15 protein-coding genes are annotated in these 13,525 nt (G+C 53.2%); 10 read left to right on the forward strand and 5 right to left on the reverse strand.

Annotated features, from left to right (window positions below):
* Positions 1-7: 7 nt before the first annotated feature.
* On the reverse strand, positions 8-1,561 hold the full coding sequence (locus tag H6868_02265; GenBank protein ID MCB9988140.1) for a hypothetical protein: 1,554 nt from the start codon (positions 1,559-1,561) through the stop codon (positions 8-10).
* Positions 1,562-1,967: 406 nt separating this feature from the next.
* Here H6868_02265 and H6868_02270 point away from each other — a divergent pair, with 406 nt between their 5' ends.
* Genes H6868_02270 through H6868_02290 form a run of 5 tightly spaced genes read left to right on the forward strand, consistent with a single transcriptional unit; the run spans position 1,968 to position 5,301 of the window.
* On the forward strand, positions 1,968-2,099 hold the full coding sequence (locus H6868_02270) for an entericidin A/B family lipoprotein (protein MCB9988141.1): 132 nt from the start codon (positions 1,968-1,970) through the stop codon (positions 2,097-2,099).
* Positions 2,100-2,144: 45 nt separating this feature from the next.
* Complete coding sequence (locus H6868_02275) at positions 2,145-2,519, forward strand: hypothetical protein (protein MCB9988142.1); 375 nt, start codon at positions 2,145-2,147, stop codon at positions 2,517-2,519.
* A 27-nt stretch (positions 2,520-2,546) separates the two neighbouring features.
* On the forward strand, positions 2,547-3,791 hold the full coding sequence (locus tag H6868_02280) for an O-antigen ligase family protein (GenBank protein MCB9988143.1): 1,245 nt from the start codon (positions 2,547-2,549) through the stop codon (positions 3,789-3,791).
* Entirely contained in the window at positions 3,788-4,666 is an 879-nt protein-coding gene (locus tag H6868_02285) for a transporter substrate-binding domain-containing protein (GenBank protein MCB9988144.1), read from the forward strand. Before H6868_02280 ends, H6868_02285 begins: the two co-directional genes overlap by 4 nt.
* On the forward strand, positions 4,663-5,301 hold the full coding sequence (locus H6868_02290) for a YihA family ribosome biogenesis GTP-binding protein (GenBank protein ID MCB9988145.1): 639 nt from the start codon (positions 4,663-4,665) through the stop codon (positions 5,299-5,301). Before H6868_02285 ends, H6868_02290 begins: the two co-directional genes overlap by 4 nt.
* 3 nt (positions 5,302-5,304) lie before the next feature.
* Here H6868_02290 and H6868_02295 read toward each other — a convergent pair whose 3' ends face one another.
* Positions 5,305-6,009 (reverse strand): hypothetical protein, encoded by a 705-nt coding sequence (locus H6868_02295; protein ID MCB9988146.1) that lies wholly within the window; start codon positions 6,007-6,009, stop codon positions 5,305-5,307.
* A 42-nt stretch (positions 6,010-6,051) separates the two neighbouring features.
* Here H6868_02295 and H6868_02300 point away from each other — a divergent pair, with 42 nt between their 5' ends.
* Genes H6868_02300 through truA form a run of 4 tightly spaced genes read left to right on the forward strand, consistent with a single transcriptional unit; the run spans position 6,052 to position 9,561 of the window.
* Complete coding sequence (locus H6868_02300; GenBank protein ID MCB9988147.1) at positions 6,052-7,269, forward strand: DNA recombination protein RmuC; 1,218 nt, start codon at positions 6,052-6,054, stop codon at positions 7,267-7,269.
* Positions 7,270-7,300: 31 nt separating this feature from the next.
* Entirely contained in the window at positions 7,301-7,834 is a 534-nt protein-coding gene (locus tag H6868_02305; protein ID MCB9988148.1) for a peptide deformylase, read from the forward strand.
* A gap of 3 nt (positions 7,835-7,837) precedes the next feature.
* Positions 7,838-8,785: a methionyl-tRNA formyltransferase gene (locus H6868_02310; GenBank protein ID MCB9988149.1), complete on the forward strand. Its 948-nt coding sequence runs from the start codon at positions 7,838-7,840 to the stop codon at positions 8,783-8,785.
* Complete coding sequence (truA, locus tag H6868_02315) at positions 8,782-9,561, forward strand: tRNA pseudouridine(38-40) synthase TruA (protein MCB9988150.1); 780 nt, start codon at positions 8,782-8,784, stop codon at positions 9,559-9,561. Before H6868_02310 ends, truA begins: the two co-directional genes overlap by 4 nt.
* Here the strand turns inward: truA and dapE are convergent.
* The 3 genes from dapE to dapD form a co-directional block, all read right to left on the reverse strand.
* Positions 9,546-10,673 carry a succinyl-diaminopimelate desuccinylase gene (gene dapE / locus H6868_02320; GenBank protein MCB9988151.1) on the reverse strand — a complete coding sequence of 376 codons (1,128 nt, stop codon included), beginning with the start codon at positions 10,671-10,673 and terminating at the stop codon, positions 9,546-9,548. The two genes, truA and dapE, sit on opposite strands and share 16 nt — an antisense overlap.
* A gap of 45 nt (positions 10,674-10,718) precedes the next feature.
* Positions 10,719-11,633 (reverse strand): hypothetical protein, encoded by a 915-nt coding sequence (locus H6868_02325; GenBank protein MCB9988152.1) that lies wholly within the window; start codon positions 11,631-11,633, stop codon positions 10,719-10,721.
* Between the two features lie 64 nt (positions 11,634-11,697).
* A complete protein-coding gene (gene dapD, locus H6868_02330) occupies positions 11,698-12,561 on the reverse strand; it encodes a 2,3,4,5-tetrahydropyridine-2,6-dicarboxylate N-succinyltransferase (GenBank protein ID MCB9988153.1) in 864 nt (287 codons plus the stop codon).
* Between the two features lie 18 nt (positions 12,562-12,579).
* On the opposite strand from dapD, the gene H6868_02335 reads away from it, so the two are divergent.
* A complete protein-coding gene (locus H6868_02335) occupies positions 12,580-13,524 on the forward strand; it encodes a GNAT family N-acetyltransferase (GenBank protein ID MCB9988154.1) in 945 nt (314 codons plus the stop codon).
* Position 13,525 lies beyond the last annotated feature (1 nt).

Consider the following 13,525-nt stretch of genomic DNA (forward strand, 5'->3'; position numbering starts at 1 on the left):
TCCATGGTTAAAAGAAGTTTACACCAAAACCGACCAATCCCAAAGTAGCCTGTACGGCATTGAGGACCGATCCTAAGTTTACGGCGAGTGCCCCCCCCAAAAGGTGGGTTATTCCAGCCATCACAGATGCCTGAGAATTTCCTTCCGCGACGCCTCTTATGATAAAGAAGCCACGAATAAAACTGACATAGCCCAGCACGATCATGAACTGCAGGATAGCGCTCATTACGGCATGAACATGATCGACCTCTACGGCGGTCATACCGGTCGTGTAAGCCAAAAGAACTTGTGTTTCCCCGACGCCAAGGCCAAACATGGAGTTTGAAAAGGCGCCCATGACAGAGTTCATGGACAGCAGCAGCCCGGCTGTAATAAATGTCATAATGGTGCCGATCCCACCGGGGCCACGCGGTCCTTCCTGCGCGGATTTCAGCAAACGGGATATCCCGATGATAACAAAGATCATGCCGGCAACGAAACTGAACCAGGAAAACATCGAGAGCAACGGCCCAAAGACGTTTTCTACGAATCCGACCATCATGGCATCCAGTCCCCCGCCGGAAACGGCGCCGTTAAACCCGCTATTCAGGTTCGGTGCCAGAACAGAATCGGTAATCGTGTTGTAAGCGACTTCGACAATGGTTGGCAGAGCGAAAAAAGCGCCGCCGGCCAGAAAACGAACCACGACATCCCACATCGGCGTATTTTGCGGTGAAATAACATGGTCGCGCAGTTTCAAAAGAGCCCAGACCGCCAGAACCAAACCGGCCAGATAAGAGGCAACCGACAGGAAAGCCGGCATGTATACCGTGCTGCCCATGGTGTTACAGACAATCGTGGCAACGGTGCCGGCTCCGGCTGTAAAGCAGTTAGATGGGCCGCCGATGGTTGCAATCGCTTCCATGGGCAGAACAACATTAACCAAGGGCATAAGGGCCGCAGCAATCCCGCCGTCATCAAACGTTTCGAACATGGCGACGTACAGGGTAGGCAAGGCAAAAAATGCGCCGCCGACCAGCAAGCGAATAATCCCTTCTCGTAAGCCGACATTACCCGGATTTTCGACATGTTCTTTGAGCTTGAGAATACCCCAGACGCCCAGAATAATTCCGATAATGTAAGCCCCACCGGAAATAAGGCCAGGCAGATCCTGAATCGACTGGACGATGTTTTCCAGAATGGAATTGAAATCTTGTCCCAGAACAGCGGCAAACCCCATAATGCCAGCCAGCGGTCCCATAATGCCGGTAAAGAAGTTGGTTTGCATGGTCTCAACGGCGGGGACACCACCGCTGATTGTGCGTTCCATGGCTTCGTAGATAATCGGCAGACCCAATAGGGCGCCGCCGGTGGCAAACCGTATAACAGCTTCGCGTAACGGCGTGTTGCCGGGATTTTCCACGTGATCTTTTAATTTGATAACGCCCCAAACACCAAACAGAAGGGCGATCAGATAAGCAACACCGGAAACGAGGCCGGGCCAGTTAGAAATAGAAGCAATAATGTTTGCGGAGATGTCGCTGACGTCACTGGCGTGCGCAGGGGTAGCAGAAAGCAGCATAAGCCCGCCTAAAAAGGCGGCTATATACTTATATGGCGTTTTCATAAAACCTGTCATTGTAAACCCTCTAAAACCTTCCGCTGTACAAAAATCCATAAAATTTTATGCAAATTGTACAAATGCGCATATTCCCTAAAGTACCCTACAATCGTTAACATTTTCTTTATTCTGGACAAAAGCAGTCGAAAAATAAAAAATATATAATTTTTCAGATAGTTAAATGTTTTTCAGGAAAGTGAAAAAGGTTGGATTTTGACAAGAAACTGTAAAAAAATTAGTACATATGCAAATTTGCCTTGTTTTACGGTAAGATGCTATAAAAACTTTTGTTTTCGAAGAAATCTTGCTAAGACACATGTCAGCTAAATAAAAGCTGAGCGGAACAAGTCTTGACGGAGTAAAAAAGATGAGCAAGGGACTATTGATTGTTTTTCTAGCGGTAATGATAATGCCGTTTCTGACCGGATGTGGCAATACCCTGGAAGGGGTGGGCCGCGATGTCGAACGGGCGGGCGAAAAAATACAGGATGCGTTTTAAGAATTTTTCGAACGGTATAATAATAAACAGACAGGGATTTATCCTATGAAATACACGGTTGTTACTTTTTTGGCACTATCAGTTTTTATGTGTCCGGCGATAACGTTGGCGGCGGATGACGGTTTTGGCGCGGGCGAAGAGAAGTTCTCCAATCAGGGGCATCCGGCCTTTGGTGAGCCGACTCTGGCCGATGAGGTGTCGGCTATTGAACCGGCTTCCGGAGAAGAAGAGGAGCTGGAAGAAGTTATGGGCGATGAGGTAACAACAACGGTAATTGACCACGGGGACGGCGATGTTTCGACCCGTGACCGGGTGGGCGAAGGTGATGTTGGCATTTTCTATCAGAACGACCGTGACGACCGCATTATGGATGACGATGACGCGATCGGTGTTGAAATGAAATTGTTGGAATTCCAATAAATCTCTCTTTTTTGAAAGCGGCGTTTCATGGCGGCCTTGCCGTTTTTTTCTATTGCAAAAGACAAGTGGTTTAGCCGCGGGCTGGGCGTAGCACTGGCCTTTATGCCACTTCTCGCCCTATTGGCCCCGCGGGCGCTGGTTTTTGCGCCGGGTTTGACGGGGCTCATCGCCGCGCTTTGTTACCCCTATGTTTTTGGAAAAACCGTTCCGTTGCATCGCCCCGCTTTCGGCGCTGTGCTGGCCGTGATTCTTGTGGCGGCGGCCAGCAGTTTATGGGCAGAAAGCGCGGACGACGCGCTGGTGCGCGCGGCGAAGCTGGCCGCGATATTGTTGCCGGGGGCGTTGTTGTTTTCCGTGGTACGGGCCGTGCCGTTTGAAACCATCCGCACGGTGAGCCGTTTTTTCCCGCTGGCGTGGCTGGCGACGGCGGCATTTTTGTCGATTGAAATGCTGGCCAACTTCCCCCTGTATCACCTGCTGCACGGGATGCCTTATGCGGAAAGTGTTAATCCCAGCCGTTTAAACCGGTCGACCGTCAGCATAACGTTCTTGCTTTTTGCAGCGTTTTTGCCGTTTGCGATGCGAGAAGAAAACAAGACAAATACGTTATTGTTGAGCGCTCTGATCGTCGGAATCCCGTTTTTATTATTGACGAAAAGCCAGTCAGCCCAGCTATCGTTTTTAGTTGCCGCGCTGTTCTTGCTTTTGCCGGCCTTTTTGTACCGCTGGAAGATAAGCTGGTTTTTGCTGGCGGCGGGGCTGAGCCTTTATATGCTGGCCTTTCCGTGGCTGGCGATGGCGGCTTTTGACGGGCTGGGACCGGCGGTTGATGCGAACCCCTTGCTGGGGCGCGGCGGCGCCTATGGTGGCGAGCGTCTGGAGATATGGGATTTCATCAGCCGTCATATCATGGGCAGCCCGTTTTACGGTTACGGGATAGAAGCCACCCGCGATATTACGTTTGATACGGCCCAGCTTTATTATCAGGGGACGTCCGTTTTGCATCCCCATAGCTTTGTCCTGCAGCTCTGGATCGAGTTTGGCCTGATTGGCGTTGTTGCGGCCATCATCGGGCTTTGTGGCCTTCTGCGGGCTATGTATACGCGTCTGTCGCCTGAACAAAACCGGGTGGCCCTCCCTGTTTTAATGATGATACTGGCAGCGGCTTCGGTAAGCTACGGCCTGTGGCAGGGCTGGTGGCTGGGCCTGTTTATCTTGTGCGCCGCGTGCGCTATGCTGGGCGTGCGATTAAAAGAAGGAAAGAAACCATGAAACAGGTCTTGACCGTGATGCTGGCAACCATAGTGGCTATTATTGCCAGCTATTCTGTTGTCAATATCACGGCACCAGAAAACGGCGTATCCCCGGTTTCCGAGGAGAAACAAAAAGAAACAACCTATGAACGGGTGATGCGCACGGGCACGATACGCTGCGGGTATATTGATTACAGCCCCCATTTGATTGTCGATCCGGCAACCGGAAAAAAATCCGGGATTACCCATGATATCATGGAGGAAGCCGCGCGTTTGCTCGGTTTGAAGATCGACTGGGCCGAAGAACTCGGCTGGGGCAATACGGTAACAGCTATCGAAAGCAACAGGGTTGATGCCATCTGTACAAGTTTCTGGCAAAATCCGGTGGAAGGCCGCTATCTGGGTTTTACGATCCCCCTGTTCTATTCAGCCGTGGGAGCCTATGTGAAGGAAGATGACCATCGTTTTGACGGCGGCCTTTCTGACGTCGACAGCCCGGAAATTCGTATATCGGCTACAGACGGTAATATGGCTTTTTTGGTGGCCGGGCAGGACTTCCCTTCGGCCAGGCTGGTTTCCCTGCCGAATATGACGGACGAAACGACCCAGATGCTGGAAGTCGCAACGGGCAAGGCCGACATAACGTTCGTGGAAACCTATCTGGGCGAACAATACCGGAAAAATAACCCCGGCACCCTCAGGAATGTTATTCCCGACAACCCTATCAGGGTATTTGGCAATACCATCGCTATCCCGCAGGATGATGTGCGGTTTCAATCCATGCTGAATGCGGCGCTGGTGCAGTTGTTAAATGGCGGGTTTGTTGAAAAAACCATCCGTAAATATGAAGAGGTCGACGGCGGCATTTACCGCGCGGCGAAGCCGTATCAATGATGAATGATGAATTTTCCCCGGACGAGATAGAAGAAGCTCGGAAACTGTTTTCCGGGACGTGTGACTTTGTGTTGGGCGTTGCCGATCTGGGGCAACTTCCTGCGGGGGATCGCGCGGAAATTGCGTTTGCCGGCCGTTCCAATGTCGGCAAATCTTCATTGCTTAACGCGCTGACGGGGCGTAAGGCGCTGGCCCGTACGTCCCATACGCCGGGCCGGACCCAGCAGCTTAATTTCTTTAATATGGGCGACCGGTTTTATCTGGTTGATATGCCGGGCTACGGTTATGCGAAGGTTTCTAAATCCCAGCAAAAAGACTGGAATAAACTGCTGCGTTCCTATCTGCGGGGAAGACAAACGCTCCGGTGCGTATTTATATTGGTGGACTCTCGCCATGGCTTGAAAGACAGCGATATAGAGATCATGAAGATGCTGGATGAATCGGCGGTATCCTACCGGATCGTCCTGACCAAAACCGATAAGGTTAAACGCGACCCTCTGGCGGCCCTGATCGAAAAGATCGAAACAACCCTCAAAAAACATCCGGCGGCGTTTAATGCGGTGATGACGACAAGCTCCCATGCGGAGAGAGGCATCCCGGAACTGCGGGCGCTGGTCTGCCAGCTAACAGCATAAAGATTATTGCTGGGCCACGATGCTGTAAAAACTGTACATCGTGCCGGCATTATTTGTGATGCACAGGGAGGGCACACCCTCGCAGGCGGCACAGGCCGCTACGTCAAAATCGGTATTAGCACCGCTATGCAGCGAATCGTCGATCAGTACGTTACGCAGGGAATAAGCCACACCGAGCGCCGGGATCGTTGCCGACCCGGTCAGGGTTTCATTGATTTTGGCACAGACCGCCGGCGATATCTGGTGGGCCACCAGAATGACGTCTTCGGCGATCGAGGGAGTCCATTCAACATTATTAAAGCGGCCAATATACCATTTGGCAATCGGATCGTTACTGAACTGGCTTACGACTTCGGTCGGCAGCTTGGGCAGGATAACCGCGCCGCCTTCCGGATGAAAAACCTTGTCGATATGGGGCGCTGTTGAATAAGCCGGCTCATCATCGGGCGTGACGAAATCCAGATCATCGATGGCGCTGCCGCTATATTGCATCATATCGACGGCTTGTTTGAGCTGGCTGGCTGAAGATATGAGCTGCCCGGCATAGATATTGATTTTCTCTTCTCCGACCACGCCGGTTTCGGATGTATCGGTCTGCCGCGCCAGCAGGAAGCTCAACGCGCCAAACAGGGCAACAACGATCAGGACATAGATCAGGGCGTTGCCGGTCTGCCGTTTTTTCGAAAAAGATTTGCAATAAGCGTTCATAACAATGTTATTGTACAGCATGCATAGAAGGATAAAAGCAAAATGACGATTGACTGGGTTTCATTGATGTTCGGGCTAAGCGCGGGGCTTTTGATTGCCGTGGCTTTTTTGGCTCCCGGAATGGCCGCCTTGCGGGAAAAAATGCGCTATCAGGAAAAGGCTGCCGATGAAATGGGATCTTTATTTGCCCTGAGCGCGCAGGAAGCGCTGGATAAAAACAGCGAACAATTCCTGCAGCGCTTCTCCGAACTGGCGCAGGAAAAGATGAAACAGGCGCAGGCTAACAGCGTTCACGACCTTGAAAAACGCCAGATATCCATTCATGAAATGGTCAAACCGATCCAGGATCAGCTCAAATCGCTGGGTAGTGCGATCGAACAGATCAAAGGAACCGATCAGGCCCTAAAAGTGGATTTGCAGAATTTAAGCCGGGAAACGGCGCGGCTGACCGGCGCGCTCCGCGATCCGGCGGCGCAGGGCCGCTGGGGTGAATTCATCCTCGAAGGCCTGCTGGATAAATCGGGCCTGATAAAAGGTGTCCACTATGAAACGCAGGTCACAATGGATACGGCGGAAGGCCGCCAGCGCCCGGATGCCGTGATCCGTCTGCAGGACGGCTTTAACATCATCATTGATGCCAAGGCGCCGCTGAACGAATTTGCCCACCGGCTGGCCGAGGATATGAGCGCCGAAGAACATGACGCCCTGATGCAAAATCTGGCCCGGCAGGTCCGCGATCATGTCCGTAAGCTGGGACGGCGCGGTTACTGGGAGAATATTGAAAGCCCGGATTTCACGGTGCTGTTTTTACCCTCGGAACACATGTTTTCCATGACCTTGCGAGCCGACCCGGCGATTGTCGATTTTGCCGCGGAAAACGATATTATCATTGCTTCCCCGACCTTGTTGATGAGCCTTCTGCGTGTCGTGGGCCTTAGCTGGCGGCAGGCGGAACTCGCCGAAAATGCCCAGAAAATCTCGGCGCAGGGGGCGGAACTTTACAAGCGTCTTTTGACGTTCGGCAGCCATTTTGAAAAAATCGGCCGTTCGATCAGCGGGGCAATGGGGTCTTACAACGACGCTGTCGGATCGCTCGACCGGATGGTTTTGCCCGCAGCCCGGCGGCTCAAGGAACTCGGCGTACAATCGGGGAGTAAAGACTTGCCTGAACTGAGCCCGCTTGATAAAACCCCGCGTGGCCTGATGATGGCAGAGGGCAGCGGCGAAGAAGAACCCCTGAAAAAGCAGGTAAATGCTTGATCGTCCGTGTTATAATGATAAGTAAGGTAAAATGAGTACGTTAGAGATTATCACAGCCCCCGACCCGGTTCTGGCCACTATGGCCAACCCCGTCGCGCGCGTGGACGACGCGCTGCGTAAACAGCTCGATGCGATGCTGGAAACTATGTATGAAAGCAACGGGATCGGCTTGGCCGCCAATCAGGTCGGGCTGCTCAGCCGTGTCCTCGTTATGGATTTGGATTGGCGCGGTGAAGACGGTGAACGCCAGCAAGGCAATCCTCACTTTATCATCAACCCGGAAATTATCTGGGAATCCGAAGAAATCAGTATGATGGAGGAAGGCTGCCTGTCGGTTCCCGGTCATTACGCCGAAGTCCAGCGCCCGGCAGACGTGCGCGTTAAATACCTTGATTATAACGGCAAGGAAGCCGAACTGGCGGCCAGTGGGCTGTTATCTCACTGCGTCCAGCATGAAATCGACCATCTGAACGGCATGTTGTTCGTCGATCATATCTCGCGTCTGAAGCGCAATATGATTATCAAAAGGCTGGAAAAGGCCAAAAAGAGCCAGAGCATCCTGTAACCCATGACTGACAATCGCCTCCGCATAGCTTTTATGGGTACGCCGGATTTTTCCGTTCCGGCGCTCGAAGCCCTGATCGACAGCGATCACGAGGTTGTCTGTGTCTATACCCAGCCGCCGCGTCCCAAAGGCCGGGGGCATCAGGTCCAGCCGTCGCCGGTTCATCAGGTTGCCGCCGAACACGGCATCCCGGTTTACACGCCGCGCTCCCTGAAAAAGGACGAAGCGGCACAGGAAGAATTTGCGGCTCATGATCTGGATGTGGCCGTCGTGGCGGCTTATGGCTTGTTATTGCCCAAGGCTGTTCTGGACGCGCCGAAATATGGCTGCCTGAACATTCATGCTTCGCTGTTGCCGCGTTGGCGCGGCGCGGCCCCGATCCAGTATGCGATCTGGGATGGTGATACGGAAAGCGGCATTACCATTATGCAGATGGAAGAAGGCCTCGACACCGGCCCGATGGTCGAAAAACGCAGCGTCAAAATCCGGCCGATAACGACGGCGCAAAGCTTGCATGATGAATTATCGGCCCTGGGCGCGGCCATGATTGTCGACGTTCTGGACGAATTGTCCGCCAAGGGCCGGCTAGACAGCGAACTGCAGGACGATGAGTTATCAACCTACGCGCCGATGCTGACCAAGGATGATGGCCGGGTTGACTGGACGCTGGATGCCGCGGCGATTGACCGCCAGATCCGGGCTTTGACGCCTTGGCCGGGTGTCTGGACCGAAACAATGCTGGGCAAGCGTATTAAGATTCTCGAAGCTGAACCGGTCAGCGAGCGCTATACCGAGCCACCCGGAACGCTGGCCGATCGCGGCGGGCATGTGGTATGCGGCAACGATACGGTTTTGCGCCTGACCCGGATCCAGCCGGAAAGCGCCAAGGCAATGGATGTGACCGCGGCGGTGAATGGGGGGTACGTTCACGTTGACGAGGCCTTTGCATGACGCTCAAACGCTGGAAACTGACGGTTGAATATAAAGGCACGGATTATTGCGGCTGGCAACGTCAGGACGGTGATCCGACGATCCAGCAGGCGGTCGAGGAAGCCATCACGGCCTTTTGCCAGCAAGATATCCGTATCCACGTGGCGGGCCGGACCGATGCCGGTGTTCATGCCAGAGGACAAGTTGCTCATTTCGATCTGGATTACGGCACCCGGCCGCTCACCGGTTTTGATCTGGCCAAGGCGCTGAACGCGCATTTGCGGGACCATGCTATTGCCATCGTGAAGGCGGAAGAAGCCGATCCCGAATTTCATGCCCGTTTTCAGGCAACCAACAAGCTTTATACCTACCGGATTGTTAATCGTTCGGCACCGCCGGCATTAGAGGGCGGGCTGGTCTGGTACGTTAAAAAAACGCTGGATGCCGCGGCCATGGCTGACGCAGCAACGGTATTGCTCGGCCATCATGATTTTACAACGTTCCGCGATAGCCAGTGTCAGGCTAAATCTCCGGAACGAACGCTCGATCGGCTGGATATCGAAACGCGTCCCTATGACGATCATGAAGGCGTTGAAATCCTGATCCATGCCGAAGCCCAGTCATTCCTGCATCATCAGGTCCGCAATATGGTGGGCACACTGGCGCTGGTTGGCGAAGGCAAATGGACAAAGGCGGATGTAAAAGCCGCGCTCGAATCCCGCGACCGTACAAAGGGCGGCCCGACATGCCCGGCCGATGGTTTGTATCTCGTCCGGGTGGATTACGATCCAAAGTAACGCTTTAAAACTTCGGTATAAACGGCGGCGGTTTGCTCGATATGGGCAACCGGAATCGACTCATCAATGTGATGGGCGAGACCGCATAACGGTCCGAATTCCAGAACCGGGCAGTATTTGTATATAAACCGCGCATCGGAACTGCCGCCGATCGTATCCAGAGTCGGCCGCACGCCGGATACGCTTTCCACAGCATCTTGCACCAGCGTGGCAAAATCCCCCGGCGGGCTGAAAAAACTTTCGGCCCCGCGGACCCATCGAACGTCAACGGTAATGCCGTCTTTTTCCTGGTTTTTAAGCTCACGCACAAGCATTGCTTCCAGCGAGTCATGCGTATGCTCGTCATTAAACCGGATATTGAATGTCCCGGTCACCTGCGCCGGGATGACGTTACCGGATGGATTGCCGGTATCGACCGTAACCCATTCCAGATTTGACGGCTGGAAATAGCGGTTTCCATTATCCAGCAGCAATTCTTCCAGCGTCTTCATGACCCGGCCCATGACCGGCATCGGATTGCGGGCACGGTCGGGATAGGCAACATGGCCTTGCTGGCCGGTGATTGTGACGTGTCCGGTCAGGGAGCCGCGCCGCCCGACCTTTATCATATCACCAAATGTATCGAGAGATGTGGGCTCGCCGACGAGGCAGACATCGGGGATATGGCCGTTTTCTTTCATCCATTCCAGCGTCCGGGCGGTGCCGATATTCACGCTGCTCTCTTCGTCCCCGGCAATCAGCAGGCTGATCGTAGCGGTTTGCGGCTTTCCGTATGCCAGCGCCGCAGCGGCAAATGCGGCCACGCCAGCTTTCATATCGACGGCCCCCCGTCCATAAAGGACATTATCATGGATTTCGGCGCCAAAGGGGGGGTGCGTCCAGCGACTTTCGTTCCCGGTTGGCACGACATCGGTATGCCCGGCAAAGCAGATATGCGGGCGCCCTTCGCCAATGCGAGAAAATAGGCATTTAATCCCATCAAATTCCAGCGCATGGCATGAAAACCCGGCAGGCTCCAAAAAGTCGACCAAGACCTGCTGGCATCCATGATCTTCCGGCGTTATTGACGGAATACGGATCAGATTTTGCAAGAGGGCGGTAGCTTTGTTCATAGGCAGCAGGATAACAGAAAATCCAGCCGTGCAAACCGGATATTATCAAAAGATATGGCGCAGAGAGGCGCTAAAAGTCGGTGATTTCAGGGGAAGCCCCATAGTCTCCGCAGCTCTTTTTTCAATCAGTTTGACCGGATGAAAATTCTCATCCAGCGTGTCAAACAAATCATTCGGCGCATCGACCCACCGCCACGGCGGCACGGGTTGTTTTTTATACCCGGTCTGGTACAGGAACTGGTTCGTCCGGCATATCTGGGCCTCGATCGTTTGTCCGAGGGCTTCATAAGTTTCTTTCTGTTCGGGGAATAATTTGGCTGCCCGTTTCAGCATGGGCAGAATATAGGTCTCGGTCTCGTTAATGTAGGCAATCATCTTGTCTGGTTTCATGCCGCCAATCATGGTCGACATATTTTGCATGCGGTCCAGTCCCTTGGCAAGACTGGTAACAGGATCGTTTTCAATCAGGTCGTAATAATCACAGATATTTTCATCGCTATAAAGCTTAACACCGTTCTCTTTTTTAGCCATCAGCCGTGCTCGGTGGGCGGTTTTCCGGTTGATGCGCTCTTGTATGGTTTTTTTGGTAATCGCCGTGTCTTCAATCAGATCATGACAAAAATTGGTCGATAACAGGGCATCCGGCTCAAGGACAGGAAGGTTGCGGTTTAATAAATCCAGCGTAAAAGCGGCCTGGCAGACCTGATGCAAAAAAGCGGGCCATCCATCTCGCCGCCGCTGGAGTTGGAAACCTTCGTCTGAATCAATTGTATAGTGGTGGTGCTCGATCGAAAGACGGAAAGCCTCAATAGCGGCGGAAAATTTTATAGGCTGGCTGTTAAGGGCTTTCCATACACCATTGGTCAGATCGTGACATTCTTGTAAAAAGGCAACACAATCCGCGTTTTTCCCGCGCCCCGCGTCAAGAAATGTGTATTTAATTTCCGGGTTTTGTTCCATAACGCTGCTTTCCTAACATGCGGCCCGTAAAAAAGCAAAAATTATTATGGATAAAAGGGGACCCCTAATCCCTTAGTAATTCATTGATCCCTGTTTTGCTCCGGGTTTTTTCATCCACACGTTTGACAATCACGGCACAATAAAGACTAGGGCCGGGCGTGCCATCCGGCAAGGGCTTGCCGGGCAGGGAACCGGGAACAACGACGCTGTAGGCGGGCACTCGGCCTGTGAACACTTCGCCGGTGGTTCGGTCGATGATTTTGGTCGAGGCGCTTATAAACACGCCCATGGCCAGAACAGCCCCCTCTTCGACGATCACGCCTTCGGTGATTTCCGAACCGGCCCCGACAAAAATATTATCTTCCAGAATAACCGGTTCGGCCTGAAGCGGTTCCAGAACGCCGCCGATTCCGGCTTGCTGGGAAATGTGACAGTTCTTGCCGATCTGGGCACATGATCCGACAGAGGCCCAGGTGTCAATCATTGTGCCTTCATCCACATAAGCGCCCAGATTGACAAAAGAAGGCATCAGTACCACGCCGGGGGCAATATAGGCGCTATGGCGGACGATGCAGTTAGGAACGGCACGAAATCCGGAGCGCCGGAAGTCGGCTTCGGCCCAGCCGTCAAATTTACTGGGAACTTTGTCCCACCACGGCGCCCCGCCGGGCCCGCTGGAAATCAGGGCCATGTCATTCAGGCGAAACGAAAGCAAAACGGCCTTTTTCAACCACTGATTAACGACCCATTGTCCCTGTGCCCGTTTGTCGGCAATGCGGACTTGTCCGCTGTCGAGCATGGCAAGGGCTTGCTCAACGGCATCTCTGACAGCCCCCTTTGTCGCCGTGTTAATCGTATCCCGCTCATCCCATGCCTGTTCAATGATGCCCATCAGATCGGTATTCTGTGTAGCCGCCAGTGCTGTCATAGTTTATGCTCCCTGCTTATGGTGGAATGTTCTATTGACTGGAATAACCTCTCTCTTGCCGAATGGCAAGACCGCTTTGGCCGCATCCGCCGGGCGAACCTGTTGCAATCCTATGATTACGCGCGGGCGATATGCCCGTTGAATCGCCAGAAAGCCCGTTGGGGTCTTATCAAAATAAAGGGCGTAGAAGCGGGCTTGGTGCAAATCCTCGAAGCGGGGGTTTTAAAAAACCTGATCCATGGCGTCATTTTGGATTGCGGGCCGCTTTGGTTCGACGGCTATGGGACGCCGGCACATAGCAAAGCATTTTTTACGGAATTCTCACGGCGGTTTCCCCGGCGCTTTGGGCGGCGGCGGCGAATCATACCGGCTGCCGGGGATTCGCCGGAAAACCGCGCGTTGTTTGTCGATGCGGGGTACGAAAGACAGAATTTCCCCGGTTATCAAACAATCTGGATTGATTTAACGCAGGACGAAGAGGAGCTGCGCAGTGCCCTGAAAGCGCAATGGCGCAACAAACTCAACAAAGGGCCAAAAGCCGGTTTAAAGACAGGATGGAATAACAGCCCCGAAGTTTTTTCATCGCTGTTAAGGAATTATTCATCCGATCGCGCGAAAAAGGGATATGCCGGGCCGTCACTGCCCTTGCTGCGCGCTCTGGCGCAAAGCTTCGGGGACAAGGTGATGATCGGGCACGCGACACTGGACAATCGTCTGGTTGCTGCCATCTTAATTCTGTGTCACGGCACGTCGGCAACCTATCAGATCGGATGGAGTTCCGATGAAGGACGAAATGTTGCGGCACATAATGCTTTATTATGGCAGGCTGTGTTAGAATTAAAGAAGAATGGTTTTCGTGATTTCGATTTAGGGGGAATCAATGGTGAGTCGGCAAAACACGTTAAAAAATTCAAGCAAGGCATGGGTGGGCAAGAGCTTACGCTTGTCGGCTGCTACCGCTAGC

The organism is Rhodospirillales bacterium, from assembly GCA_020638175.1.
In the GTDB taxonomy this organism is placed as follows: domain Bacteria; phylum Pseudomonadota; class Alphaproteobacteria; order Micavibrionales; family Micavibrionaceae; genus JACKJA01.